The organism is Janthinobacterium algoris, from assembly GCF_051380935.1.
Taxonomy (GTDB): Bacteria; Pseudomonadota; Gammaproteobacteria; order Burkholderiales; family Burkholderiaceae_D; genus Janthinobacterium.
The window spans coordinates 158,749-184,049 of the sequence record NZ_JBNYXZ010000004.1 but is presented as its reverse complement, the minus strand read 5'-3'; the positions used below and the strand labels follow the sequence as shown (position 1 = coordinate 184,049).

Annotated in this window: 21 protein-coding genes; 6 read left to right on the top strand and 15 right to left on the bottom strand. The window is 62.1% G+C overall.

The window, feature by feature from the left end; genetic code table 11:
• Window positions 1-14: 14 nt before the first annotated feature.
• Complete coding sequence (locus tag ACQ4W7_RS07680; protein WP_436529586.1) at window positions 15-1,604, bottom strand: pyridoxal-dependent decarboxylase; 1,590 nt, start codon at window positions 1,602-1,604, stop codon at window positions 15-17.
• Between the two features lie 119 nt (window positions 1,605-1,723).
• Window positions 1,724-2,818 carry a tryptophan--tRNA ligase gene (gene trpS / locus ACQ4W7_RS07675; protein ID WP_426072908.1) on the bottom strand — a complete coding sequence of 365 codons (1,095 nt, stop codon included), beginning with the start codon at window positions 2,816-2,818 and terminating at the stop codon, window positions 1,724-1,726.
• 316 nt (window positions 2,819-3,134) lie between these two features.
• Here trpS and ACQ4W7_RS07670 point away from each other — a divergent pair, with 316 nt between their 5' ends.
• Window positions 3,135-5,090, top strand: a complete 1,956-nt coding sequence (locus tag ACQ4W7_RS07670) for a CocE/NonD family hydrolase (RefSeq protein WP_436529584.1) — start codon at window positions 3,135-3,137, stop codon at window positions 5,088-5,090.
• Here ACQ4W7_RS07670 and ACQ4W7_RS07665 read toward each other — a convergent pair.
• The 4 genes from ACQ4W7_RS07665 to ACQ4W7_RS07650 form a co-directional block, all read right to left on the bottom strand.
• On the bottom strand, window positions 5,087-5,944 hold the full coding sequence (locus tag ACQ4W7_RS07665; RefSeq protein WP_436529582.1) for an EamA family transporter: 858 nt from the start codon (window positions 5,942-5,944) through the stop codon (window positions 5,087-5,089). The genes ACQ4W7_RS07670 and ACQ4W7_RS07665 overlap by 4 nt on opposite strands.
• A 10-nt stretch (window positions 5,945-5,954) precedes the next feature.
• A complete protein-coding gene (locus ACQ4W7_RS07660) occupies window positions 5,955-6,776 on the bottom strand; it encodes a substrate-binding periplasmic protein (protein ID WP_436529580.1) in 822 nt (273 codons plus the stop codon).
• Window positions 6,777-6,876: 100 nt separating this feature from the next.
• A complete protein-coding gene (locus ACQ4W7_RS07655) occupies window positions 6,877-8,160 on the bottom strand; it encodes a TCR/Tet family MFS transporter (RefSeq protein WP_436529578.1) in 1,284 nt (427 codons plus the stop codon).
• 79 nt (window positions 8,161-8,239) lie between these two features.
• Complete coding sequence (locus ACQ4W7_RS07650) at window positions 8,240-8,929, bottom strand: HD domain-containing protein (protein WP_436529576.1); 690 nt, start codon at window positions 8,927-8,929, stop codon at window positions 8,240-8,242.
• Window positions 8,930-9,262: 333 nt separating this feature from the next.
• On the opposite strand from ACQ4W7_RS07650, the gene ACQ4W7_RS07645 reads away from it, so the two are divergent.
• From ACQ4W7_RS07645 to ACQ4W7_RS07635, 3 genes are all read left to right on the top strand, one after another.
• The gene (locus ACQ4W7_RS07645) at window positions 9,263-9,754 is read left to right on the top strand and encodes a chemotaxis protein CheW (protein WP_436529574.1); all 492 of its coding nucleotides are present in this window, start codon (window positions 9,263-9,265) and stop codon (window positions 9,752-9,754) included.
• A 236-nt stretch (window positions 9,755-9,990) separates the two neighbouring features.
• A complete protein-coding gene (locus tag ACQ4W7_RS07640; RefSeq protein ID WP_436529572.1) occupies window positions 9,991-11,631 on the top strand; it encodes a methyl-accepting chemotaxis protein in 1,641 nt (546 codons plus the stop codon).
• A 70-nt stretch (window positions 11,632-11,701) separates the two neighbouring features.
• Window positions 11,702-13,339, top strand: a complete 1,638-nt coding sequence (locus ACQ4W7_RS07635; RefSeq protein WP_436529570.1) for a methyl-accepting chemotaxis protein — start codon at window positions 11,702-11,704, stop codon at window positions 13,337-13,339.
• On the opposite strand, the gene ACQ4W7_RS07630 is transcribed toward ACQ4W7_RS07635, so the two are convergent.
• The 3 genes from ACQ4W7_RS07630 to mgtA are packed head-to-tail and all read right to left on the bottom strand — an operon-like array spanning window position 13,336 to window position 16,934.
• Window positions 13,336-13,863, bottom strand: coding sequence for a ribonuclease HI family protein (locus ACQ4W7_RS07630; RefSeq protein ID WP_436529568.1), 528 nt, complete (start codon window positions 13,861-13,863; stop codon window positions 13,336-13,338). The two genes, ACQ4W7_RS07635 and ACQ4W7_RS07630, sit on opposite strands and share 4 nt — an antisense overlap.
• Entirely contained in the window at window positions 13,860-14,213 is a 354-nt protein-coding gene (locus tag ACQ4W7_RS07625; RefSeq protein ID WP_436529566.1) for a hypothetical protein, read from the bottom strand. The genes ACQ4W7_RS07630 and ACQ4W7_RS07625 overlap by 4 nt, the downstream gene beginning before the upstream one ends.
• A gap of 36 nt (window positions 14,214-14,249) precedes the next feature.
• On the bottom strand, window positions 14,250-16,934 hold the full coding sequence (gene mgtA / locus ACQ4W7_RS07620) for a magnesium-translocating P-type ATPase (protein ID WP_436529564.1): 2,685 nt from the start codon (window positions 16,932-16,934) through the stop codon (window positions 14,250-14,252).
• Window positions 16,935-17,404: 470 nt separating this feature from the next.
• Between mgtA and ACQ4W7_RS07615 the strand changes: the two genes are divergently transcribed.
• Window positions 17,405-18,091: a hypothetical protein gene (locus ACQ4W7_RS07615; protein ID WP_436529562.1), complete on the top strand. Its 687-nt coding sequence runs from the start codon at window positions 17,405-17,407 to the stop codon at window positions 18,089-18,091.
• A 22-nt stretch (window positions 18,092-18,113) separates the two neighbouring features.
• Here ACQ4W7_RS07615 and ACQ4W7_RS07610 read toward each other — a convergent pair whose 3' ends face one another.
• The 3 genes from ACQ4W7_RS07610 to ACQ4W7_RS07600 all read right to left on the bottom strand — a co-directional run bounded on the left by ACQ4W7_RS07610 (window position 18,114) and on the right by ACQ4W7_RS07600 (window position 20,216).
• Entirely contained in the window at window positions 18,114-18,281 is a 168-nt protein-coding gene (locus ACQ4W7_RS07610) for a hypothetical protein (protein ID WP_426072895.1), read from the bottom strand.
• A gap of 80 nt (window positions 18,282-18,361) precedes the next feature.
• Window positions 18,362-18,976, bottom strand: a complete 615-nt coding sequence (locus ACQ4W7_RS07605) for a TetR/AcrR family transcriptional regulator (protein ID WP_426072894.1) — start codon at window positions 18,974-18,976, stop codon at window positions 18,362-18,364.
• 22 nt (window positions 18,977-18,998) lie between these two features.
• Window positions 18,999-20,216 (bottom strand): Bcr/CflA family efflux MFS transporter, encoded by a 1,218-nt coding sequence (locus tag ACQ4W7_RS07600; RefSeq protein ID WP_436529560.1) that lies wholly within the window; start codon window positions 20,214-20,216, stop codon window positions 18,999-19,001.
• A gap of 174 nt (window positions 20,217-20,390) precedes the next feature.
• Between ACQ4W7_RS07600 and ACQ4W7_RS07595 the strand changes: the two genes are divergently transcribed.
• The gene (locus ACQ4W7_RS07595) at window positions 20,391-20,549 is read left to right on the top strand and encodes a hypothetical protein (protein ID WP_426072892.1); all 159 of its coding nucleotides are present in this window, start codon (window positions 20,391-20,393) and stop codon (window positions 20,547-20,549) included.
• 79 nt (window positions 20,550-20,628) lie between these two features.
• Here the strand turns inward: ACQ4W7_RS07595 and gcvP are convergent, their stop codons facing one another.
• From gcvP to gcvT, 3 genes are all read right to left on the bottom strand, one after another.
• A complete protein-coding gene (gene gcvP / locus ACQ4W7_RS07590) occupies window positions 20,629-23,535 on the bottom strand; it encodes an aminomethyl-transferring glycine dehydrogenase (RefSeq protein WP_436529557.1) in 2,907 nt (968 codons plus the stop codon).
• 112 nt (window positions 23,536-23,647) lie between these two features.
• Window positions 23,648-24,028: a glycine cleavage system protein GcvH gene (gene gcvH / locus ACQ4W7_RS07585; RefSeq protein ID WP_353657574.1), complete on the bottom strand. Its 381-nt coding sequence runs from the start codon at window positions 24,026-24,028 to the stop codon at window positions 23,648-23,650.
• A gap of 80 nt (window positions 24,029-24,108) precedes the next feature.
• Window positions 24,109-25,230 (bottom strand): glycine cleavage system aminomethyltransferase GcvT, encoded by a 1,122-nt coding sequence (gcvT, locus tag ACQ4W7_RS07580; protein WP_436529555.1) that lies wholly within the window; start codon window positions 25,228-25,230, stop codon window positions 24,109-24,111.
• Window positions 25,231-25,301 lie beyond the last annotated feature (71 nt).

The following is a 25,301-nucleotide window of genomic DNA, read 5'->3' as shown; positions in this document are numbered from 1 at the left end:
GATGGGTGGAATTCCTACAGGCCCAGCTCGGCCACCAGCGCCTGCCCGATGGCCCGCTGTTCGGCCAGGATGGCGTGCAGGTGGTGGGGGCGCGTCTTGACATTCGTCATGACCACGCGCAGCACATTGGTCGGGCCTGGGTAGCGCGTCGATTCCAGTACCGTGCGCGAGACAAAGCTGTGGCCCTGCGCTTTTTGCCGGTTTTGCAGTTTGGCGTTGAGCGTGTTCAATTGCTTGTTCAGTTCGGCCGCCGCGTCGACCTGGCCGCTGGCCAGCAAGCTTTCCATGCGCTGGCGCAAGTGCGCCGGCACGTAGCGGTAGGTCAGAATGAAGGTGTCGGAACGGGTGACGAGTTCGAAATCCTGCTGGTCGGCCAAGAGCTGCTGCAACTGGCCGGACAAGGTGGCCGCCTGCTGCAGCAAGGTGGTGTAGCCGGACACGCCCAGCACCTTGAACGAAGTCCACAGCTTCAAGGCGTCGAAGCGGCGCGAGCCTTCCAGCGACGTCTGGCCCAGGTCGCCCGAGTTGTCGCGCAAAATGTAGTTGGCGTTATGTTTCAGCAAGTTCAGGCTGGCGCTGTCCTTGAACAGCACCATGCTTTGCGCCATCGGCACCCACAACAGCTTGTGCCCGTCGATGACGACGGAGTCGGCCAAAGCAATCCCGTCGTACAGCGCGCGGTACTGTTCCGCGATCAGCAGGGCGCCGCCCCAGGCCGCATCCACATGGAACCAGATGCTTTCGCGCGCGGCAATCGCCGCCATGGCGGCCAGCGGGTCAATGGCGCCAGTTTCCGTCGTGCCGGCAATACCGATCATGGCGATGACCTTGATATTGCGCAATTTCAAGTCGGCAATCGTGGTTTCCAGTGCCTGGATGTCAATGCGGTTGTCGCGGTCGACGGCCACCAGGTGCAGGGCGTTTTCACCGAGGCCCAGGGTCGCCAGCGCCTTTTTCACGGAATAATGGCTGCGGGCCGAGCCGATCACGGCCAGCCCCGCGTAAGCTGATTCCTGCATGGCGGCAAACAGGCCCCGCTTGCGCGTGCCGGGCAGTTGCTGTTCCAGCGCCACGGCCAGGGCCGTCAAGTTGCCCATGGTGCCGCCATTGACGACATTGCCCAGCGCGCCGCTGGTGGCGGCCATCGCCTGCGTGTAGACATGTTCGGGCTGCTGGTACATCTGGCGGTGCAGCCAGCCGAGAATCTGCTTTTCGATCAGGGTCGAGACATACGCCGTTTCGATCTTCACCTGATTCTGGTTCAGGGTGGCTGTAAACGCTTCGGCCAGCACGCTGATCCAGGGTAAGGCCTGCGTCATGTGGCCGATGTATTGCGGATGGCTCAGCTGGGCCGTATTGGCCAGCACGGTGGTGTCGAGTTCTTGCAGAAACTCCGCCACGGGCATGCCGTGCGCGGGCAGGCAAGTGTCGGACAGTTGCGTCAGCAGTTCCGCATACGGCGTGTGCGGATACGGCGTGTCGCGCTCGGCGGCCAGCCAGCCGCCCAGCATGCGCAGCGCCTGCTGCAGGGGCGCGGGCGAGCGTTGCAGCGCATCGATGGAAAAATGCTGCTGCAGCAGCTGTTCGATAGGGGTATCGGTCATGGCGCGGTGTCTTCTCTACGGATTGCTGATGCCACGGTGACAAACGAATTGCGCCCAGGCGAAAGCGGGATTTTACCCGACTCCGCCTGGGCGCATCAGTTTGCCATTCCTGTCGGTGATCAGAAGTAGTTGAGACCCAGCGCTGACTTGACTTCATCGGCCGTGCGGGCCGCCACTTCGCGCGCCTTGAAGGTGCCTTCTTTCAGCATCTGGATGACTTGCCCCTTGTCCTTGGCGAATTCTTCGCGGCGGGCGCGGATCGGCGCCAGCATTTCCTGCAAGACCAGGTCCAGGCGCTTCTTGACGATGCTGTCGCCCAGGCCGCCACGCACGTAATGGGCTTTCATTTCGGCCAGCGCCGCTTTTTCCGGGTCAAACGCATCCAGGTAGGTAAACGCGATATTGCCTTCCAGGTGGCCCGGGTCTTCCACGCGCAGGTGCAGCGGGTCGGTATAGACTTTTTTCACGGCGGCCGTGATTTCGGCCGATGTCGCGCCCAGGTTGATGGTATTGCCCAGCGACTTGCTCATCTTCGCCTTGCCGTCGATGCCGGGCAGGCGGCCGATGTCCGGCACCAGCGCCTTGCATTCCATCAATACTTCGCGGTTGTACATGCGGTTGAAGCGGCGCACGATTTCATTCGTTTGCTCAATCATCGGAATCTGGTCTTCGCCCACGGGCACCACGCCCGCCTTGAAGGCCGTGATGTCGGCCGCCTGGCTGGCCGGGTAGGTCAAAAAGCCGGCCGGAATGTCGCGCTCGAAGCCGCGCAAGCGGATTTCTTCCTTGACGGTGGGGTTGCGCTCCAGGCGCGCCACGGTGACGATGTTCAGGTAGTAAAACGTCAGCTCGGCCAGTTCCGGGATTTGCGACTGGATGAACACTGTTGTCTTGGTCGGATCGATGCCGACGGCCAGGTAATCGAGCGCCACTTCGACGACGTTGCGGTGCACCTTGTCGATGTCATCCATATTGTCCGTCAGCGCCTGCGCGTCGGCCAGCATGATGAATTGCTTGTAGCTGTTCTGGTAGCGGACGCGGTCGCGCAGGCTGCCCACGTAGTGACCCAGGTGCAAGGGGCCGGTCGGGCGGTCGCCCGTCAGGATCACGGATTGCGAAGCGATGGCGGCAGCGGATAGCGGTGCGGCCGGGGCGTTGTCGGTGTCGGGGGTATCGGGGGTATTAAGAGTATTAGGAGTATTAGGCAAGCTCATCAAGTTTCCTTTTGAGCCGCCTGCATCGGGGATGATCCAGGCTCAGCCTGTTACGCCACCGATCGAGGCGGCGTGGATCAAATTCACATCACTATGCAGTGGCCGCGCGAAAGTGAGCGGGACCACCAATTCAAGCAGGCGTGTTGTGACGGGATAAATTTCATGGCGTTATGGTTGCAGTTCGTGCGCGTTCTGTCAAGTTGCGCCCCGATTTATCTGCTGCGCTGCGTCAGAGGCTGGCCTATTGCAGAACTTGCTTTCCGGGTACTATTGCCGTTCGGCCACTTTTGCGTGGCATGAATCATTGGAGAATAGTATGCGCGTGTCGTCCCCCGTCCGGCTCACCGGCCTGGCCCTGGTTATCAGTTCCCTATGCAGCCCCGTGCTTGCTGCGTCCTGGCAGCCGCAAACGCCGCCCATGACGCCCGATATCGGCGCCAAGCTGGTGATGCCCGACATGAATGACTACGTCAAGCGCGTGGTGATGATCCCCATGCGCGACGGCGTCAAGCTGTACACGGTGATCGTCGTGCCGAAGGGTGCGCAGCGCGCTCCCATTATGCTCACGCGCACGCCCTACAACGCGGCCCGCCGCGCCCAGCGCGCCACCAGCGCCAGCATGCTGGCCACCTTGCCGCAGGGCGACGATACCCTGGTGGAAAACGGCTACATTCGCGTGTTCCAGGACGTGCGCGGCAAGCATGGCTCCGAAGGCGATTACGTGATGACGCGCCCCGTGCGCGGACCGCTCAACAATACCAAGGTCGATAACGTGACCGATGCGTGGGACACCATCGATTGGCTGGCGAAGAACGTGCCGGAAAGCAATGGCAAGGTGGGCATGCTGGGTTCCTCGTACGAGGGGCATACGGTGTTGATGGCCCTGGTCGACCCGCATCCGGCATTGAAGGTGGCCATTCCCATGAGCGCCATGGTCGATGGCTGGCGCGGCGACGACTGGTTCCATAACGGCGCCTTCCGCATGCCGAGCTTGTCTTACCTGGCGTGGCAGACGAGCGTGCGCGGCAGCGCCGAGGCGCCCGTGACGGGCGTCTACGACGACTACGATGCGTATCTGCGCATCGGCTCGGCTGGCGATTACGCGAAGAAATTCGGCATCGACAAGCTGACCTACACGAAAAAGCTGTTCGAACACCCGGCCTATGACAGTTACTGGCAGGAGCAGGCGCTCGATAAAATCCTGGCGAAGCGCCCGCTGATCGTGCCGACCATGCACGTGGTGGGGCAGTGGGACCAGGAAGACATCTATGGTCCCTATGCCTCTTACACGGCGATGGAAGGGCGCGACAAGCGCAACAACCTCAATTACCTGGCCATCGGCCCGTGGCGGCACAGCGGCGTCAACTATGACGGTTCCAGCCTGGGCGCGCTGAAGTTTGACGGCGACACGGCGCGCCAGTTCCGCGAAAAAGTCATGCAACCGTTCCTCAATCAATACCTGAAGGATGGCGCGCCGGATGCGAACACGGCGCCCGTGGTGTCGTACCAGAGCGGCACGAACCAGTGGCAGCGCCTGCACCAGTGGCCGCTGGCTTGCGATACTTGCGAGACCAAGCTGACACCGATCTACCTGCAGGACGGTTCCAAGCTGGGCTTTGCTGCGCCATCGGGCGCTGCGGATGCGGCTGAAGGCGCCTTCGATGAATACGTGGCCGATCCGGCGAAACCCGTGCCCTTCGTCGCGCGTCCCGTGCGCCTGAGCGATGGCGATCAGTGGAAGCCATGGCTGGTCAGCGACCAGCGCGGCTATGCGGACCGCACGGACGTGCTCAGCTACGTTTCCGAGCCCTTGAAAACGGCCGTGCGCATCGCCGGCGCACCGATGGTCAACCTGTTTGCCTCCACCAGCGGCACGGATGCGGACTGGGTGGTGAAACTGATCGACGTGTATCCGGACGAAGTACCGTCGCAGCCGGCCATGGGCGGCTACCAGCTGGGCGTGGCGATGGATATCTTCCGCGGGCGCTACCGCGACAGCTTCGAGCACCCGACGCCGATACCGGCGGGCAAAGTGGAACGCTACCGCTTCGCCTTGCCGAACGCGAATCACGTCTTCCTGCCCGGCCACCGCATTGCCGTGCAAGTGCAGTCGAGCTGGTTCCCCCTGTACGACCGCAACCCGCAAAACTACGTGCCGAACATCTTCCTGGCGGACCCAGGCCACTACAGAAAGGCGACGCAGCGCGTCTACCACGCGGCAGGGGCTGCCAGCGCGATCGAGTTGCCGATAGCGCCGCTCGATGCGCGCTAGCCAGCGCGCATGAGGATGGCGCCCGCCGCGATCAGGCCTATGGACAAGTAGCGGCGGGGGCTGATTTTTTCGCGCAGGAACAGCGCGGCAATGGCGATGGCGAACAAAATCGACGTTTCGCGCAGGGCCGCGATGGCCGCCACGGGCGCCTGCGTCATGGCCCACAAGGCCAGCCCATACGAAGCGAGCGTGCCGAAGCCGCCAACGGCGGCCAGGCGCCATTGCGTTTGCGCATACGCAAGCAAGTCGGTGGGGCGGCGCAACGCCGTCCACAGCAGCAGCCCGCTTCCATTCAAGACAAAAATCCACATCGTGTAGGCGGCTGGCGCGCCGGACAGGCGCACGCCAACGCCGTCGATCAGGGTATAGCTGGCGATGACGCAGGCGTTGCCCAGCGCAAAGGCGGTGGCGCGCCCCGTGTTTTTCGGCGCGCTGCCGGTGGCGGGCAGGCGCGCGGCGAAATACAAGCCGAAGATGCCCGCGCAGATGCAGGCGACGGCGCCCATCTGCAGGGAAGACAGGCGCTCGCCGATCAGCGGCCAGCTGGCCAGCGCGACGATGAGCGGTGCGCTGCCGCGCATCAGGGGGTAGGCAAGGCTCATGTCGCCCGCCTTGTAGGCGGCCGCCAGCAGAGAGTAGTAGGCCAGCTGCGCCACGGCCGAGGCTGCCAGGTAGGGCCAGCTGGCGGGCGCGGGAGCATTGACAAAGGGCAAGACGGCCAGCGAAATCAGGGCTGCGCCCACGGAGACCAGCACCGTGCTGAGAAAGATATCCTTGCCCGACTTGACGATGGCATTCCAGCCGGCGTGCAGCAGGGCGGCAAACAGGACGACGGCGACGACCAGGCCCGACATGCCTGTGTCCTTAGCGCGGACGTATGCTGAGCGAAAGCAGTTCCTGGCGGTGATGGCGCTGGAAGGCGTCCATCAGGGAACTTGAGCGGCCCGCTTTGTCCAGCAGGTCGCGCAGGGTGGCCTGGTCTTCCGCCGTGAGGGACTTGCGCGACAGGTAGACACCGCTCATGCCCCACGGTAGTTCGGGCAGCGCTTCCAGGCGCAGGCGGTCGGCCAGGCCATACACGCGCGCATCGTTCTGCGCCACGCCGGCCAGGATGGTGGGCGCCATGACGGTCGCATCGATGAAGCCGCTTTGCATCAGGCGCGCCACGGAGAGCGCATCGACTTCGTAGAACAAACGTCCCTGGCTGCTCAGCTCTTTCGCCAGCGCCTGGTACGGTGCGCCATAGTCGTAGCCGCGCACCAGCGCCACGCGCAATTCGCGCCGCTCGAGTAATTCCTGCATGGTGTTGATGGGCGCGCGCGCGCCCTGTAGCGAGATCAGCAGGGGGCGGCTGCCCAACATGGGGATGAACAGGCCATGCTGGTCGCGCTGCAAGGTGCTGCTGGCCGGGATCAGCAAGTCTGCCTTGCCCGCCTCAAACATTGCTTCCAGGCGCGCGCGGGGCACGGCCGTGAAGATGAAATTGCAGCCGAGCTTGGCGCCCATGCTGCGCAGCAAGTCGGGATAGATGCCGCCAATGCTGGCGCCATTCACCACCACGCTGGAGCCGATGGCCGAGATGGGCACCTGGATGTCGCGCGAGCATTGCGCGCCGACCAGCGACGGCAGCGCCAGCGTCAGCATGGCCACGGTTCGGCGCCAGGCGCTGGAATAAAAGTCAGTCATACCCATCCTTGCTCACCATCGAATGCCGGGCGTCGGTAACGCGCGGTTGATTATCCCATTCTCGCCTATTTATTTCTTAAATGCAATGTTACCCCACCGACTACTTTGTGGTGGAAACCATAAGTCTTGCCTGGCGTTGCGCCTTAAAGTAGCGCCAGGCCACCAGGATGCCCAGGGTTTGCATGATGGCGCACAGATAGAAGGTGCTGCCGATGCGCCAATCCTGTGGCGGTAAGTGGCTCACTTCGCCCAGGATCATGCTGCCGAGCAAGGGCATGATGATGATGCCGAGGCTGCTGATCGATTGCAGGGAACCCATCAGTTCTCCCTGCTCGCTGGCGGCCGACGCCTTCGAGATGATGCCTTGCAAGGCGGGGCCGGCGGCAAAGGCCAGCAGGTTGCACAAAATCAACGCATACATCATCCAGCCTTGCGTTGCCAGGCCATACAGCAGGTAGGTGAGGGCGCCCGAGCCCATGCCCAGCAGCGACAGACGCACTTCGCCAAAACGCTTGATCAACATGCCCAGCAAGCCCGCCTGCACCACGGCCGCGCACAGGCCCACGCAGAACAGGGCGATGCCGTTCTGGCGCGGCGTCCAGTCGAAGCGGAAATGCGTGTACAGCACCCAGGTGGTGTTGAGCATCATTTGTGCAAACGTCATCAGGCCGAAGGCCAGCACCAGGCCGCGGATCTCCACGCGGCGCACCAGTTTCAGCAGGGCGGCAAACGGATTGATGCGCGCCAAGGTAAATGGCGCGCGCGGACCCGGCTGCAACGATTCGGGCACGAAGAAATAGCCGTAGATGAAATTGGCGGCCGACAAGCCCGCCGCTACGTAAAACGGCAGGTGCAGATTGATTTCGCCCAGCAGGCCGCCCAGCATGGGGCCGCAAATGAAGCCCAGGCCAAAGGCGGCGCCGATCTTGCCGAAGCTCTTGGCCCGGTTGTCCGGCGTGGAAATGTCGGAGGCGTAGGCAGACGCGACCGACATGCTGGCCGACGAGACGCCGCCGATGATGCGGCCGATGAACAGGCAGGCCAGGTTCGGCGCCCAGCCCGTGGCGAGAAAGTTGACAGCCATGCCGGCCATCGAATACAGCAGCACGGGACGGCGTCCCACGCGGTCGCTGATGGCGCCCAGCATGGGCATGAAGATGAACTGCAGCAAGCCGAAGACGGCCGCCATGATGCCGTACCAGAACGCTTGCGCTTCCTTGCCGCTGACAAAGTCGCCGATCAGGATGGGCAGCACGGGCACCACCAGGCCGATGCCCAGCATGTCGATGAAGACGCAGACGAGGATGAAATTGAGATTGCCTGCGCGCGCGGGCGCGGCGGGGGAGGACGGGGAATGGCTGTCGTGGTTGGTTTTCTCGGACATGCATGCTTTCGGCGCGTTGGTGTTGCGCCGTCGCGTTACAGGTTTCTGCTGACGCGCGGCGCGATAGCTGAGGCTTGCATTATAGACAGCATGCGCGCTGCTGGCTATCGCCACCCATGCTAGAGCGGCCCGCCCATTCCGCGGCAAAGGCGGCGCGGAAATCCGTCAGCACGGCCAGGCGCTGTTCGGCCAGCGCGCGGCCCGCCACCGTCTGCATCTTGCCGGGCAGTTTGTCGAGCTTGGTAACGATATGGTCGAGCGCGTATGCCTTGTCGTCGAGTGCGCGATGTTTGGCTAGCGGATCGCTACCATGCGCCAGTGCGCTATCCATGCGCGCCGCCGTATAGAACAGGCGTGCCAGTCCCACGGCCCCCAGCGCGTCGATGCGGTCGGCATCCTGCACGATTTGCGCTTCAATGGTGAGCGGCGCCAAGTTGGCGGAAAAACTGTGGGTCTCGATGGCGTGGGCCACGCCCGCCAATTTTTCTGCCGGAAAATCCAGCTCCGCCAACTGGTGGCAAGCCAGCGCTGCCGCCTGGCGCGAGGCCAAGTGGCGCTCGGGGTGGTTTTTCGGCAAGTTGACCAAGTCGTGCAGATAGCAGGCGGCCATCACGGTGAGGGCATCGGCCTGCGCATGGACTTGCAGCAAGACGCTGGCATTGCGCCAGACGCGCTGCAGGTGGTTGAGGTCGTGGGCGCTGTCGTCGCCCAGGCCGGCCGTGGCCAGTGCCAGCAGGCGTGGTTGCCATTGGGAAAGCAAAGAATGCATGGTTCAACGTCGTAAAAAGCAGGAGCTGCCAGTGTGGCATAAAACGCCGCCGCATGTGGCCGGGAGCCTGGTGCCCCGGCGTGCCGCATTTGCCACATAATTGCATTTTGGAAAAGCATCCGCCCGATGATCGCTCTTTTTTAGTGCATGTAAAATTTACATGGGGTAACATTGCCGCACGGAAATTAGAGGCATAAGCTAATTGCTAGAAAGTATTTGCAAAAACATACAAGTGGCAGCCATTTTATTGCATTCTGGATGGCTCGTCACATCCAGGGCCCGCGTGTAGCGTGTCATGGCCTGCGCCCCAGGCGAGTTAACGAAAGGATTATCATGAACACCATTTCCAGCGACACTGGCGCAACCGTTGCCAAGGCTGCCGAATACCTGGCTTTTACCCTGGGCCAGGAAGAGTATGGCATCGACATCCAGAAAGTCAGCGAAATCCGCAGCTATGAAACGCCGACCCGCATCGCCAACGCGCCCGAGTTCGTCAAAGGCGTGGTCAACCTGCGCGGCATCATCGTGCCGATCGTCGACATGCGCATCAAGTTCAACCTGGGCACGCCCAGCTATGACCAGTTCACCGTCGTCATCATCCTCAATATCGGCAACCGCGTCGTCGGCATGGTCGTCGACCGCGTCTCCGACGTCACCACCCTGATGCCGGAACAGATCAAGCCGGCGCCGGACATGGGCCGTTCGATCAACACGGAATACGTGATCGGCCTGGGCACCATCGACGAGCGCATGCTGATCCTGGTCGATATTGACCAGCTGATGTCCAGCGCCGACATGGGCTTGATCAAGAAGCTGGCGGCTTAATTTCCTGCTGCCGGTCTTTTTGACTGGGTTTGTCGGAAACAATTGACCCCAAGCATTGTTTGCTTTTTCTGCAAGGCGCACGCTAACGCATTTGCTGGCGCACGGTTCAGCCGAACCGTGCGCCAGTTTCACTTCAGTTTCACTTTTTATGCCCGTTTTGCCATTGCAGCCAGCCCGCACCAGCGCGAAACTGCCAGCCATGTCGCCATGGCATCAGGGCTATTTAGGATAGTCACATGAATTTATTACGCAACGTCAGCATCGGTGTCCGCCTCGGACTCGGCTTTGCCGTGATTTTGCTGTTTTCCATGCTCATTACGGGCATCAGCGTCTGGCGTTTGCACGACGTGGCCAGCGCCACGCGCGTCATGATGGAGCAGCCGCTGGCCAAAGAACGCTATATTTCCGACTGGTACGGCCGCATCGACAGCGCCGTGCGGCGCACGATCGCCATCGCCCGCAGCAGCGACACCTCGCTGAGCGGCTATTTCGCCGAAGAATCGAAAGTCTCGTCGTCCAGCTCGGCTGAGCTGCAAAAGAAGATCGAGGCGCTGATCGACAAACCTGAGGAAAAAGCCATGTTCGCGGGCTTGCTGGAGCAGCGCAAGGTATACATCAGTTCGCGCGACCAGGTCTACAAGCTGAAGGGTGAATCGCAGGTCGACGCCGCCAATGAAGTGTTTGAAAAAACCTTCGTGCCCGCCGCAGCCAAGTACCAGAAGATGGTCTACGGCTTGCTGGAACACCAACGTGCCAACATCGACGCCACCGCGCGCGAGATTGATGACATCGCCAGCACCAGCCGCAACCTGCTGTTATTGCTGTCGACGCTGGCGCTGGTCTTTGGCGTCGTCTGCGCCTGGGTCTTGACGATGGGCATCGTGCGCCCACTGCGCACGGCCGTGGACATCGCCCGCAAGGTTGCCGATGGCGACTTGACGGCGCAGATCGATGCCAGCGCCAAGGATGAAACAGGGCAACTGTTGCAAGCCTTGAAGGACATGAACACCAGCTTGCTCAACATCGTGGGTGAAGTGCGCAGCGGCACGGACAGCATCGCCACCTCGTCGACGCAAATTGCCGCCGGCAACCAGGACCTGTCTTCCCGCACGGAAGAGCAGGCCGGTTCGCTGGAAGAAACAGCCTCGTCGATGGAAGAGCTGACGTCGACCGTGAAACAGAATGCGGACAATGCGCGCCAGGCCAACCAGTTGGCGGCGTCGGCCGCGCAAGTGGCTGTCAAGGGCGGCGAAGTGGTGGCGCAAGTGGTGGGCACCATGCAATCGATCAATACGTCCTCGAACAAGATCGTCGACATCATTTCCGTCATCGATGGCATTGCTTTCCAGACCAACATCTTGGCGCTGAATGCGGCCGTGGAAGCGGCCAGGGCCGGCGAGCAGGGCCGTGGCTTTGCCGTGGTGGCGTCCGAAGTGCGCAACCTAGCGCAGCGTTCGGCCAGTGCCGCGAAAGAGATCAAGACCTTGATCGGCGCGTCGGTGGAGCAAGTCAACGCGGGCAGCATGCTGGTGGCGCAAGCCGGCTCGACCATGAACGATATCGTCGACAGCGTACAGCGCGTGAGCGACATCATCACGGAAATCACGGCAGCGAGCAGCGAGCAAAGCGTGGGCATCGACGAGATCAACCGCGCCATCGGCCAGATGGATGCTGTGACGCAACAAAATGCGGCCCTGGTGGAAGAATCGGCCGCCGCCGCCGAATCGATGCAGCACCAGGCGCACAAGCTGGCGCAGGTTGTTAGCGTGTTCAAGCTCAATGTGCAGCAGGCCGGTGCCAGTGGCTTGAATGGTGTAAAGCCGACGCTGAAACGCCCGGCAGCGCCACAAACTGCCTTGCGCATCGGCATCCGCTGATAGCGTCGCGGCTGCCCGTGCAGCCGCACCCCTTTTATATAGTCTGGTTCCGCTTTTTTAGGATATTCACATGAATTTGTTAAGAAACGTCAGTATTGGTGTGCGTCTCGGCCTGGGTTTTGCCGTCATTTTGCTGTTTTCCATGGTCATTACCGGCATCAGCGTCTGGCGTTTGCATGACGTGGCCACTGCCACGCGCAATATGATGGAGCAGCCGCTGGCGAAGGAACGCTATATTTCCGACTGGTATAGCAAGATCGACAGCGGCATCCGCCGCACCACGGCCATCGTGCGCAGTGCCGACACGTCGCTGGGACCGTATTTCGCGGAAGAAGCGAAACAGTCGTCCGTCGTCTCGGGCGAGCTGCAAAAGAAAATCGAAGCTCTGATTTCCGGCCCGCAAGAAACGGAACTGTTCCGCCAGGTCAGCGACATGCGCAAGGTGTATCTGGATGCCCGGGAGCAAGTATCGAAGCTGAAGGCGGCCGGCCAGACGGAAGAGGCGGAGAAAGCCTTCCAGGCCGTCTTCGTGCCCGGCTCGACCAAATACCAGAAAGTCATCATGAACATGCTGGAACACCAGCGCGCCAGCATCGACGCCACCGCGCGCGAGATCGATGCCGTGGCCAAGACCAGCCGCAACCTGCTGCTGGCGCTGGCTGCGCTGGCGCTGGCTTTCGGCGTCGTCTGCGCCTGGGTCTTGACGATGGGCATCGTGCACCCGCTGCGCACGGCCGTGGACATCGCCCGCAAGGTGGCCGATGGCGACTTGACGGCGCAGATCGATACCAGTGCCAAGGATGAAACGGGGCAACTGCTGCAAGCGTTGAAGGATATGAACACCAGCTTGCTCACCATCGTGGGCGAAGTGCGCAGCGGCACGGACAGCATCGCCACCTCGTCGACGCAAATTGCAGCCGGTAACCAGGATCTGTCTTCCCGCACGGAAGAACAGGCCGGTTCGCTGGAAGAAACAGCTTCGTCGATGGAAGAGCTGACGTCGACCGTGAAACAGAATGCGGACAATGCGCGCCAGGCCAACCAGTTGGCGGCGTCGGCCGCGCAAGTGGCTGTCAAGGGCGGCGAAGTGGTGGCGCAAGTGGTGGGCACCATGCAATCGATTAATACGTCCTCGAACAAGATCGTCGACATCATTTCCGTCATCGATGGCATTGCCTTCCAGACCAACATCTTGGCTCTGAACGCGGCCGTGGAAGCGGCCAGAGCCGGCGAGCAGGGCCGTGGCTTTGCCGTGGTGGCGTCCGAAGTGCGCAACCTGGCGCAGCGTTCGGCCAGCGCCGCGAAAGAGATCAAGACCCTGATCGGCGCGTCGGTCGAGCAAGTCAACGCGGGCAGCATGCTGGTGGCGCAAGCCGGCTCGACCATGAATGATATCGTCGACAGTGTGCAGCGCGTGAGCGACATCATCACGGAAATCACGGCAGCGAGCAGCGAGCAAAGCGTGGGCATCGACGAGATCAACCGCGCCATTGGCCAGATGGATGCCGTGACGCAACAAAATGCGGCCCTGGTGGAAGAATCGGCCGCCGCCGCCGAATCGATGCAGCACCAGGCGCACAACTTGGCGCAAGTGGTCAGCGTCTTTAAATTGCATGGCCAGCAGGCCACGGTCAGCGGCTTGAAGGGGGTAAAACGTCCGGCAAGCCAGCCAGCCAAGGCTAGTTTGCAGATTGGCCGCGCTGCTTAATCTTCCGGCGGTAGAGTATCCTCAACCCAGCCGGTGATCGCCAGCTGCGACAGCCGGTCCGCCTCGCCATTCCTGTGGCGCGGAATCCAGCGCAAGCTCACCTCAGTGAATTGCTTCAGCAGGGCCACTACGGTGGCCCTGTGCGTTTCCAGCCCCTTGGCGCCGACCGGCGTCGTGCCCAGCACATCATTGATCACTACCTGGCTATCGCCGTACAGCAGCAACTGCACGGGCAGCGGGCGTACGCTGAGCGCCGCCTGCAGCAGGGCCGTCAGGGCTGCATATTCCGCATCGCTGCTGCTGCCATAGCCGGCAGCCTCGCTTACTTCGATGCGCTCGCCGTTCGGTCCCAGCAGCAGGGCACCTATGCCCAGCTTGCCAGGGTTCGGATGGGCGGACCCGTCGAACCAGCCGCGCCAGGCTAGCGGGCCGCCGTGGTCCTGGCGGCTGAGCGCCAGTTGCGCGCGGCGCGCCTGCATCTTTGCTTCCTTGCGCTGTTTGCGTGCCTGGGCTTCCGCCGTCATGGCTTGATCAGCAAGGTGTCAATCAGGCTACCTATCCAGCACGCCACCAGCACGCCCACGGCCAGCGTCATGGCGGGGCCGTCATTGGCTGAGAGTCGCTCCACTTTTTCCATGATCAGCTGCACGTCGAGGGGCAGGGCGCCACTGTCGATCTGTGCCATAACTTGGTCCAAGCGTGCCATGATCTGGCGCAATACGAGCGCCAGCGCGACCAGGGCCGGCACGAGGAAGAGGCAGCCGCGTGCTTTGCGGCCTAACAAGAAATGCCCGCTGCCGGGAAACACCAGCGCTGACAGCAGCAAGGCCTGATGACGTTTGGGTATTGATGAAGATGAGGGGGAGCCGCTCATGCGCGCCTTTTGTAGGGGAAAGAGCGTTTCATCATACTATTGCCAGCCGAATTTGCGCAGGTACACGCGTTTCATGAACGTCGTCAGCACGGTGTAGCACACCAGGATGCCCAGCAGCCAGGGGAAATAGCCCAAGGGCAAGGCCTGCAGCTTGAAGTAGGTTGCCAGCGGTCCCATCGGCAGAAAGACGCCCACGGCCATGATGGCAGTGGTGGCCACCAGCAGGGGCACGGAAGCGATGCTGTCGATGAAGGGCAGCTTGGGTGTGCGGATCAGGTGCACGATCAGGGTTTGCGTCAGCAAGCCGACGACGAACCAGCCGGATTGGAACAGGGTCTGCTGTTCCGGTGTATTCGCGCCAAACACATGCCACATCAAGATAAAGGTGCTGATATCGAAGATCGAGCTGATGGGGCCGAAAAACACCATGAAGCGGCCGATGTCGCGCGGGTTCCAGGTCAAAGGCTGCTGGATCAGTTCGGCGTCGACATTGTCGAAGGGAATGGCGATCTGCGACACGTCGTACAGCAGGTTTTGCACCAGCAAGTGCAGCGGCAGCATGGGCAGGAAGGGCAGGAAGGCGCTGGCCACCAGCACGGAAAATACATTGCCGAAGTTTGAGCTGGCCGTCATGCGGATGTATTTGAGCATGTTGCTGAAGGTGCGGCGGCCCTCCAGCACGCCTTCTTCCAGCACCATCAGGCTTTTTTCCAGCAGGATGATGTCGGCCGCTTCCTTGGCGATATCGACGGCCGAATCGACGGAAATGCCGATGTCGGCCGCGCGCAGGGCGGGCGCGTCGTTGATGCCGTCGCCCATGAAGCCGACGATGTGGCCATTCCCGCGCAGCGCGCGCACCAGGCGCTCCTTGTGCAAAGGGCTGAGCTTGGCAAACACGGTATTGTCTTCGGCTGCTTGCGCCAGGGTGGCGTCATCCATGTCGTCCAGTTGCGGGCCTTGCAGCACGCCATGCACGGCCAGACCCACTTCGCGGCAAATCTTCGCCGTCACCAGGTGGTTGTCACCCGTCAAGACTTTCACGGTCACGCCATGTGCCGCCAGCGCGCGCAGGGCGGGTGCCGTCGATTCCTTCGGCGGGTCGAGGAAGGCCACGTAGCCGATCAGGGTCAGCGCCGTTTCATCGGCCACGCCGTACACGGTTTTGTGCGGTGGCACTTCCTTGACGGCCACGGCCACCACGCGCAAGCCTTCCGTATTGAGACCATGCGTGGTTTCCAGCACCTTGTCCAGCAGGGCTGCATCGAGCGCAATATTCACGCCGCCCAGGCGCAGATGGCTGCAGGCGGCGAGGATTTCCTCGACGGCGCCCTTGCAGATCAGCTCATGGTGATCATTCTTTTCGGAAACGACGACGGACATGCGGCGGCGCACGAAATCGAAAGGGATTTCATCGACTTTGACGTAATCGCGGGCCAGCTGCATTTCCGTCTGCAATTCCACATGGTCGAGCACGGCGCGGTCGAGCAGGTTTTTGAGGCCCGTCTGGTAATGGCTGTTCAGGTAAGCGAATTGCAGCACTTCATCGGACGGTTGGCCGAACACGTCCGTATGGCGCTCGAGCACGATCTTGTCCTGCGTCAAGGTGCCTGTCTTGTCGGTGCAGAGCACATCCATGGCGCCGAAGTTCTGGATCGCATCGAGGCGCTTCACGACGACTTTCTTTTTCGACAGTTTTACGGCGCCCTTGGCCAGGGTGCTGGTGACGATCATGGGCAGCATTTCCGGCGTCAGGCCCACGGCCACGGACAGGGCAAACAAGAACGCTTCCATCCAGTCGCCCTTGGTCCAGCCGTTGATCAGGAACACCAGCGGCGCCATCACGAGGGCGAAGCGGATCAGCAGCCAGCTGACGCTGTTCACGCCCGCTTCAAACGCGGTCGGCGTGCGCTCGGTGGCCGTCACGCGCGTGGCGATGGTGCCGAAATACGTGCGGTTGCCCGTGGCCAATACCAGCGCCGTTGCCGCGCCCGAGATCACATTCGTGCCCATGAACAGCAAATTGGCCAGTTCCATGGGGTCGCGGCCCCCGCTGTCGGCCAGCTCGGCCATCTTTTCCACCGGCAAGGATTCACCCGTCATGGCGGCTTGGCTGACGAACAGGTCTTTCGCGGAAAGCAAACGGCAATCGGCGGGGATCATGTCGCCGGCCGACAGCACGATGATGTCGCCCTGCACAAGCTGGCGGATGGGCAGCTCGATCTGCTGGCCATTGCGCAGCACGGTGGCTGTATTGCTGACCATGGCTTTCAGGCGCTCGGCGGCGCGGTTCGAGCGGCCTTCCTGCACGAAGCGCAGCAGGGTCGACAAAATCACCATGGTGCCGATGACGATGGTGGCCTTCGGATCTTCCGTCAGGTAGGACACAATCGCCAGCACGGTGAGCAGCAGGTTGAACGGATTCTTGTAGCACAGCCACAGATGCTGGTACCAGGCCAGCGGTTTTTCATGCTCGACTTCATTCGGCCCCGTTTGCGCGCCGATGACTTGCGCCTCGGCATCGCGCAAGCCTTCCAGGCGCGTATGCAGGCGGTTCAGGGCGCTGTCCAGGTCTTCATGGGCGGCGGCCAGCAACTGGCGCGCCAGGTGGTCGGGCACGGGGCGGGCCGTGCTGTTTTCCAGCGGCATGGCGCGGCGGCGGAAATGGCCGGCCGTATGGCGTTTGCGCAGGAATGATTCGAATAAGCGGGTGAAGAGATTCATGGCTCTTCCTTTCACGACGAGGTGTTGACGGGCGGCGCAGCCGCAGGCAAGACTTGCGTGCCGCCAAAACACAATAGTGCTGGCGGGCAATCCGGGTCAGTAGCCGGTCACGATCGGAAAGAGGGGGGAGAGAGCGCAGCCGGACTGGCTGCGCGGGACACCGCACCTTGCTCAGCAAGGCACGGAGCAAATAAAGTTCCGCGTTGCTTGCTGTTTAGCTGCCGAGGCAATCACCGATACAAGATCGGCTACTGTCACTAGAACAAGTACCCACGTGGGACTCCGTAAAATGAATAATGCACGGATGATAAAAGTGCATGCCGACAAGGTCAAGCAAAGATCGTCTACATTACCGAAGCGTAATGTAGACCGGTTCTTGGTCACCGGTTTCTGCTGGCGTTCGTCCTGGCTGTGATTGTTATAATCGAAGGAAACCGTCATGTTCGACGAAGAGGCAAGCAGGCAGGCCCATGAAAGGCATTGGTCATATGGCACGACTCAGAGAGATCAGGGTAGTTGAAACACCACTGAGCTATTCCAACCAGCGAGCCTGGTCTTTCCATCCGAGCGCGCATCATGTGCGGCAGTTGCTGGTGCATTTTTTGCCGCCCGATTTCATCCTTGATGGCTCTTCGCTGCTGTCCGTCATCTTCGGCGAAAAACCGGCTGACGTGGCGCAGCGCAGCCAGCTGCTGGGCTGCACCAGCTATTACGTGGATGACTTCGATATCGGCGCCTACATGGCCTGTTCCCCGTCCGAACAGCAAGAGCGCATGCTGCTGGAACTGACCATGGTGTTGGTCCGGCTGGCAAGTGATGCGGGTGCGGATGTCGAGGCCGTCAATCAAGCGGCACACTGTGTGCGCGACTGCGAGTTTGCACTCTACATTCCGGTGCGCAAATTATGGCGCTCGTCGCCGGACAAACAATATCGCGTCGAAGTCTACCGATGCCTGGGCCCTGCCATCGGCGAGGTGTGGCAAGCCCATCTCGTCGACAAAGCCGGAAAACCATTGGCTGTCGACGGCATCACCAACACGCCAGGCTACCTGGACCGTACCTCCCACTTCAGCAAGTCCCGCTGGGACGGCACGCTGTTTCAGATTGTGCACACCGCGATGAATTCCGTCGTCTATAGCCTCGATACGCCTGGTTGACCATCCTGGCTCAGGGCGCTTTTTAGCCGGCTTTTCCGGGTTGAATTTCATCGAGCAGATCACGGAATTGATCTTCCAGCCTTGCGTGGTGCGTACCAGCTGCCAGGCTTCCTTGCCCCAGTTCGCTGTACAGCAGCTTAATGAAACTGGCCTTGTCCTTGTTGATCTGGCACAGGCGGAATGTTTCCACCAGTTACTGGCGGTCGGTCTGCGATGGTGCGGCGTGGACGGTGAACGCGCCGCACTGCAGAAGGGCAAGCAGGCTCGATTTTATGAAGGCTTGCCGGTGGTTAAAGAAAGCGAATCGGACAGAATCTGCCACAAGGCCGCGTGGCGTTGCTGCAGCGCGGCGCCGCCTGCATAGATCAGCTCCACGTGCAAGCTGTCAACGATACCGAGGTAGGCTTGCGCATACAGGTCAAGGCGCGGGAGCGGCAGGGCCGGTGCCATGCGGCCCAGGCTGGCCATGTAATGCCGCTGCAATTGCGCCAGCAAGGCTTCATAACCCGTGCCGATTTCGATGCGCAAGGGCGCGGGCGGCAGGTAGGCTGTGCGCAGCAAGAAGCGCAAATGGGCCGAATCGGCATAGCGCTGCGCCATGCGCTCGCAGTACAGGGCGCCGGCCTGCTGGCCGCCGGGCGCCGCCAGCGCCGCTTCATCGGCAAAGCAGCCTTGCATGAAGGCTTGCTCTTCGGCCAGCGCGTCGGAAAACACGTCGAGGAAGAGGGCGTCCTTGCCGGCGAAATGGGAATACAGCGACGCCTTGCGCATGCCCGCCTGCTCGGCGATGTCGCTGAGGGACGAGGCATCGTAGCCGTGTTCAGAAAAGTGCACGACGGCGACGGCACAGATATTATCGGCCGAGGCCGAGCGTTTTTTCATCATTGGGGTGATAGTGAGTGAGGCGTCAGTGCGCTCCCAGGCTGGTGGCATGGACCGGATGGACGCGCGCAGTGGCCAGGGTCAGCCATGATACCAGCAGGCCGGCCACGGTCAAGAACAGCAGCCAGGGCAGCGGCCCCCGTTCGGACAGGCTGGCCGCCAGCGGCGTGGACAGGGACGACAGGGTCATCTGGATGGCACCCAGCAGGGCGGCCGTGGAACCGAGCGCGCGCTGTTGCGAACCCATGGCCATGGCCATCAGCGCCGCTTCGGCGATGCCCAGGCCAAACAGGGCCACGAACATGCCTGGCACGACGGCGATGATGCCGAAGCCCGCCCAGGCACCCAGCAGGGCCAGCACGGCGCCGCCCAGCATGGCGGCGCTGCCCGCCACGCTCAGGCGCGCCAGGCCGTACTTTTCCACCAGGCGGCCGCTGGCCATCGCACCGAGCAGCACGGCCACGCCCGTGGCGCCGAACACCAGGCCGAAGCTGTCGGCGGACAGGCCGAAATCGCGCTGATACACGAGCGCCGCGCCGCCGATATACGCAAACAGAAAGAAGAAAGTGGCGGACAGGGCCAGCGCGGGCAGCAAAAAGGCGCGGTCCAGCGCGATGCGCGCATAGGTGCGATGCAGGCCGCGCGGCGAGACGCGACGGGCGCGAGGCAGCGTTTCCGGCAGGAACAGTGCGCTATTGAGCAGGGTCAAGGCGCCCAGCGCGGCCAGGGCCAGCATCACGGCGCGCCAGCCGTAGTGCGCGTCGAGCAAGCCGCCGACGGCGGGCGCCAGCACGGGCGCCAGGCCCACGATGGTCATCAAGAGGGCAAACAGCTGCGCCGCCTGCACGCCATCGGCCACGTCACGCACCATGCTCATCACCACCACCAGGGTCAGCGCCGCGCCCAGGCCCTGCAGCGTGCGCGCCAGCAGCAGGGTGGTCAATTGATCCGCCTGCGCCGCCCACACGGCAGCAAGAATGTACACGGCGATGCCGGTCAGCAGCGGATAGCGTCGGCCCAGCATGTCCGTCAGCGGGCCGCACAGCAGTTGTCCGCCGCCCAGGGCCAGCAGGAAGACGGTCAGGCTCAGTTGCATATTCGCATATGAGGTGTGCAGCTCACGCGCCATGGCAGGCATGGAAGCCAGGTACATGTCGATGCCTGCCGGACCGAGCACGGCCACCAGGGCCAGGGACGCCGCCAGCCCAAGACTGGCGGCGGGGAGGGTGGTTTGCTGCTGCATTACGTTTCCTTCGTATCGTCAAAAAAACGGGGCATGGACGCCGTCGTGTTTTTTATTGTACACTTGCTGCCTACCGGTAGGTAGCCATTATTTTGACACAATTGACCAAGGATGAATGATGACGATGCGAGAATAGTGGATGACAGTGGCGCCAGCCGCGCGGGGAGAGACGGCATGACGGAAGTGGGAATTTCGCTCAGCGGCGTGGCCGCCGCGCTATTGTTTGCGGCCTGGAGTTCGCACCGCGCCCGCTGCGAGCGGCGCGATGTCGTGTGCCTGACGATACTGGGCACGGTGCTGGGGTTGCCGGGGGCGGTTTTGCTGGCACTATAAAGCGGCGCATAAAAAAACGGCAGACCCTGCGGTCTGCCGTTCTGTTTTTCATCTGCCCGGCTAGCCGGGCAAATCAGGTTTACTCTTCTTCATAGGAGCTGATCGGCGCACAACCGCAGAACAGGTTGCGGTCGCCGTACACATTGTCGGCGCGGCCGACCGGTGGCCAGTATTTACGCTGGCGCAGGGAAGCGACGGGGTAAGCGGCGATTTCACGGCTGTACTTGCGTTCCCAGTTGTCCGACATCAATACCTGCGCCGTGTGCGGCGCGTTTTTCAACGGGTTGTCGTCGTGGTCGAATTCACCGCTGGCGACCTTGGCGATTTCCGCGCGGATGGCGATCATGGCGTCGATGAAGCGGTCGATTTCCACTTTCGATTCGCTTTCCGTCGGCTCGATCATCAAGGTGCCCGGCACGGGGAAGCTCATGGTCGGCGCATGGAAACCGAAGTCCATCAAACGCTTGGCCACGTCTTCGTTGCTGATGCCGGTGGCGTCGGTGATCGGGCGCAGGTCCAGGATGCACTCGTGCGCGACCAGGCCGTCATGGCCCGAGTACAGCACGGGGTAGTGCGGCGCCAGGCGGCGCGCGATGTAGTTCGCTGCCAAAATCGCCGTCTCGGTCGCTGCGGTTAATCCCTCTGCGCCCATCATGGCGATGTACATCCACGAAATCGGCAGGATGCTGGCCGAGCCGAACGGCGCGGCGCTGACGGCGCCTATGCCCGCATCGGCTGCGTCGCGCCGGTAGCCGGTAGAACGCTGGTTCGGCAGGAATTTTGCCAGATGCTCGCCCACGCCGATCGGGCCCACGCCTGGTCCGCCACCGCCGTGCGGGATGCAAAAGGTTTTATGCAGGTTCAAGTGCGAGACGTCGCCGCCGAACGAGCCGGGAGCGGCCACGCCGACCAGCGCGTTCATGTTGGCGCCATCGATGTAGACTTGGCCGCCGTGCGCGTGGATGATTTCGCACAGTTCCTGGATGCCTTCTTCAAACACGCCGTGGGTGGACGGGTAGGTGACCATCACGCAAGCCAGGTTGGCGCTGTGCTTTTCCGCTTTCGCTTTCAGGTCGGCCAGATCCACGTTGCCGTTGGCGTCGCAGCTGGTGACGACGACCTGCATGCCGACCATGTTGGCCGAGGCGGGATTGGTGCCGTGCGCCGACGATGGAATCAAACAGATGTTGCGGTGGCCTTCGCCGCGCGATTCGTGATACGCCTTGATCACCAGCAGACCCGCGTATTCGCCTTGCGAGCCGGCATTCGGCTGCAGCGAGACGGCGGCGTAGCCCGTCAGCGCGCACAGCATCTCTTCCAGCTGCGCGATCATTTCGCGGTAGCCCACGGTTTGCGCGTCCGGCGCGAACGGGTGGATGTTGGAAAACTCGGGCCAGGTGACGGGAATCATTTCCGACGTCGCATTCAGCTTCATGGTGCACGAGCCGAGCGGAATCATGGTGCGGTCCAGCGCCAGGTCCTTGTCGGCCAGGCTGCGCAGATAGCGCAGCATTTCGTGTTCCGAGTGATAGCTGTTGAAGACCGGGTGGGTCAGGTAGGCGCTGGTCCGGCTCAACTGCGCCGGCAGGGCGCTGCTGACGCCAGCTTCCACGCTGTCCAGGTCAGGTGCGGCAGGCGCGTTGACCAGGCCGTGCGCGAACACCTTCCACAGCAGCGCGATATCGTCGCGCGTGGTGGTTTCATCGAGCGACACGCCGACGTGTGTGCTGTCGATCTTGCGCAGGTTGACGCCGTGGTGTATGGCCGTCGCGTGCAGTTGCGCCGCATCGGCGACATTGATGGTCAAGGTGTCGAAGTAGGTCGTATTGACGACGCCATAACCGAGGGTTTTCAGGTTGGCGGCCAGCACGCCCGTAAACCGGTGCACGCGCCGGGCGATCTGCAGCAGGCCGGCAGGGCCGTGGTAGACAGCGTACATCGAGGCCATCACGGCCAGCAGCACTTGCGCCGTGCAGATGTTGGACGTGGCTTTTTCACGGCGGATATGCTGTTCGCGCGTTTGCAGGGCCAGGCGATACGCCTTGTTGCCTTGCGCATCGACGGTTACGCCCACCAGGCGGCCCGACATATTGCGCTTGAATTCATCGCGCGTGGACAGATAGCCGGCGTGCGGGCCGCCGAAACCGAGCGGCACGCCGAAGCGCTGGCTGTTGCCGACGACGACGTCGGCGCCCCATTCGCCCGGTGGCGTCAGCATGGTCAGGGCCAGCAGGTCGGCTGCGACGATGACCATGGCGCCATTCGCGTGCAGTTTTTCCACGCCGGCGCGGTAGTCGCGCACGACACCGTTCACGCCAGGGTATTGCAGCAGCACGCCGAAGCAGGCGTCCAGCGCTTCGATTTCAGCCGGGTCGAAGGTGCGCACCTCGATGCCGATCGGCTGGGCACGCGTCTGCACTACTTCCAGCGTTTGCGGCAGCACGTCATTGGCCACATACAGCACGTTCGACTTCGACTTGCCCACGCGCTGGATCAGGGTCATCGCTTCGGCGGCGGCCGTGCCTTCATCCAGCATCGAGGCGTTCGAGATGCCCATGCCGGTGAGGTCCGTGATCACTTGCTGGAAGTTCAGGATCGCTTCCAGGCGGCCTTGAGAAATCTCGGGCTGGTAAGGCGTGTAAGCCGTGTACCAGGCGGGATTTTCAAAGATGTTACGCAATACGACGCCAGGCGTGAACGTGTTGTAGTAGCCCTGGCCGATCAGGGATTTCAATACCTGGTTCTTGCCGGCGATGGCTTTCAGGCGCGACAGGGCTTCCTGTTCCGGCATCGGCTGCGAGTACGCGCCCAGGGGCAGGGCGCCCTTGTTGCGGATGTTGGCCGGCACCAGGGCGTCGATCAGCGCGGCGCGCGATGGATAGCCGAGGGTCGCCAGCATGGCTTGCTGTTCGGTGGAAGAAGGGCCGATGTGGCGGGCGATGAAGGCATCGCGTGCTTCGAGTTGGGTCAGGCTGGTGCGGGTCATGATATAGAGGCCAAAAAAGACTGAAAAACCGGGAGGCGGCGCGCGTGCGCTGCTGTAATTTATTGCAACTAAAGCAAACGGGCCGCAAACGCGGCCCGTGAGTCAAACGCGATTAGGCGCTGGTGGTGGCGCCATAGGCGGCAGCGTCGAGCAAGCCGTCCAGGGCCGACACGTCGGCTGGCTTGATTTTGAACAGCCAGTTGGCGTAGGCATCGGCGTTGATCGATTCAGGCGCATTGACCACGTCGTCGTTGACGGCCACGACTTCGCCGGCGATCGGCGCGTAGATGTCGCTCGCTGCCTTGACCGATTCCACCACGGCGGCGTCGTCGCCGGCGCCGTAGGTGTTGCCCACGGTTGGCAGTTCGACGAAGACGATGTCGCCCAGGGCGTCCTGCGCGTACTCGGTGATGCCGACGGTGATGGTGCCGTCGCCTTCAAGGCGTACCCATTCGTGGGAAGCGGTGTACTTCAGGTCTGCAGGAATGTTCATGTGTGGCTCCAGATGGTAAGTGTTCGTTATTGATTATGATTGTTCGGTCTTGCGGGCGGTGGCTCTCTATCGCTAATCGCTTACGCAAGTAGGATTTTACCGTTACGCACGAAAGGCAGCTTGACGACGGAAGCGGCCAGTTGCTTGCCGCGGATTTCCACGTGCACGGTGTCGCCCACGTTCACGCCGTTCGGCACGCGCGCCAGGGCAATCGCTTCCTGCATCGTCGGGCTGAAGGTGCCGCTGGTGATTTCGCCCGTGTGTGCGTTGCCGGCGATGATGACTTTTTGATGGGCGCGCAGCACGCCGCCTTTTTCGCGCAGGATCAGGCCGACGAATTGCGCATTCTGGCCTTTGGCCAGCAGGGCCGCCTTGCCGATGAAGTCACGCTCGCTGACCAGGTCGATGGTCCACGCCAAGCCCGCGTCGAGCGGGTTGACGGTTTCATCCATGTCCTGGCCGTACAAATTCATGCCCGCTTCCAGGCGCAGGGTGTCGCGCGCGCCCAGGCCGGCCGGCTTGACGCCGGCAGCGATCAGGGCGTCCCACAGCGCTTCCACCTGGGTCGCTGCCACGCCGATTTCAAAACCGTCTTCGCCCGTGTAGCCGGTGCGCGCCAGCATGACTTCGCCGAACGCCGTGTCCTTGACAATGACGACATTGAACGGCTTGATGGCTTCGGACGCCGCTTGCGTCTGCGGCAGCACTTGCCATACCTTGGCGCGCGCATGCGGGCCTTGCACAGCCACCAGGGCCATGGCGTCATTGCCGTCGCGGCGCTGGGTGATCGTCAGGCCGCTGTTGGTGTTGGCATTTTGCTGCTGCATCCAGGCCACGTCTTTTTCCGCCGTGCCCGCGTTGACGACCAGGCGGAACCAGTTTTCGTTGAAAAAATAGACGATCAGGTCATCGATGACGGTACCTTCGGCATTCAACATGCACGAATACAGCGCCTTGCCCGATACTTGCAGCTTGTCGACGTTATTGGCCAGCAGGCCGCGCAAAAAGGCGCGCACGTTCGGACCTTCGATATCGACCACGCACATATGGGACACGTCGAACATGCCGGCGTCGCTGCGCACGGCGTTGTGTTCTTCGATTTGCGAGCCGTAGTTGACGGGCATGTCCCAACCGCCGAAATCGACCATGCGGGCGCCGAGGGCACGGTGGGCGTTGTTGAGTGGGGTCGCTTTGAGCGTCATGGATTCCTCGGGACGAAGGTAAAGGGGAAGTTAACAGAACACAGAATATAGAGCGCCAAAACGGCACTCCA

Bases quoted from the DNA above. Each gene is read 5' to 3' on its own strand.
- ACQ4W7_RS07680 (WP_436529586.1), bottom strand. From the start codon at position 1,604: ATGACCGATACCCCTATCGAACAGCTGCTGCAGCAGCATTTTTCCATC.
- trpS (WP_426072908.1), bottom strand. From the start codon at position 2,818: ATGAGCTTGCCTAATACTCCTAATACTCTTAATACCCCCGATACCCCC.
- ACQ4W7_RS07670 (WP_436529584.1), top strand. From the start codon at position 3,135: ATGCGCGTGTCGTCCCCCGTCCGGCTCACCGGCCTGGCCCTGGTTATC.
- ACQ4W7_RS07665 (WP_436529582.1), bottom strand. From the start codon at position 5,944: ATGTCGGGCCTGGTCGTCGCCGTCGTCCTGTTTGCCGCCCTGCTGCAC.
- ACQ4W7_RS07660 (WP_436529580.1), bottom strand. From the start codon at position 6,776: ATGACTGACTTTTATTCCAGCGCCTGGCGCCGAACCGTGGCCATGCTG.
- ACQ4W7_RS07655 (WP_436529578.1), bottom strand. From the start codon at position 8,160: ATGTCCGAGAAAACCAACCACGACAGCCATTCCCCGTCCTCCCCCGCC.
- ACQ4W7_RS07650 (WP_436529576.1), bottom strand. From the start codon at position 8,929: ATGCATTCTTTGCTTTCCCAATGGCAACCACGCCTGCTGGCACTGGCC.
- ACQ4W7_RS07645 (WP_436529574.1), top strand. From the start codon at position 9,263: ATGAACACCATTTCCAGCGACACTGGCGCAACCGTTGCCAAGGCTGCC.
- ACQ4W7_RS07640 (WP_436529572.1), top strand. From the start codon at position 9,991: ATGAATTTATTACGCAACGTCAGCATCGGTGTCCGCCTCGGACTCGGC.
- ACQ4W7_RS07635 (WP_436529570.1), top strand. From the start codon at position 11,702: ATGAATTTGTTAAGAAACGTCAGTATTGGTGTGCGTCTCGGCCTGGGT.
- ACQ4W7_RS07630 (WP_436529568.1), bottom strand. From the start codon at position 13,863: ATGACGGCGGAAGCCCAGGCACGCAAACAGCGCAAGGAAGCAAAGATG.
- ACQ4W7_RS07625 (WP_436529566.1), bottom strand. From the start codon at position 14,213: ATGAGCGGCTCCCCCTCATCTTCATCAATACCCAAACGTCATCAGGCC.
- mgtA (WP_436529564.1), bottom strand. From the start codon at position 16,934: ATGAATCTCTTCACCCGCTTATTCGAATCATTCCTGCGCAAACGCCAT.
- ACQ4W7_RS07615 (WP_436529562.1), top strand. From the start codon at position 17,405: ATGAAAGGCATTGGTCATATGGCACGACTCAGAGAGATCAGGGTAGTT.
- ACQ4W7_RS07605 (WP_426072894.1), bottom strand. From the start codon at position 18,976: ATGATGAAAAAACGCTCGGCCTCGGCCGATAATATCTGTGCCGTCGCC.
- ACQ4W7_RS07600 (WP_436529560.1), bottom strand. From the start codon at position 20,216: ATGCAGCAGCAAACCACCCTCCCCGCCGCCAGTCTTGGGCTGGCGGCG.
- ACQ4W7_RS07595 (WP_426072892.1), top strand. From the start codon at position 20,391: ATGACGGAAGTGGGAATTTCGCTCAGCGGCGTGGCCGCCGCGCTATTG.
- gcvP (WP_436529557.1), bottom strand. From the start codon at position 23,535: ATGACCCGCACCAGCCTGACCCAACTCGAAGCACGCGATGCCTTCATC.
- gcvH (WP_353657574.1), bottom strand. From the start codon at position 24,028: ATGAACATTCCTGCAGACCTGAAGTACACCGCTTCCCACGAATGGGTA.
- gcvT (WP_436529555.1), bottom strand. From the start codon at position 25,230: ATGACGCTCAAAGCGACCCCACTCAACAACGCCCACCGTGCCCTCGGC.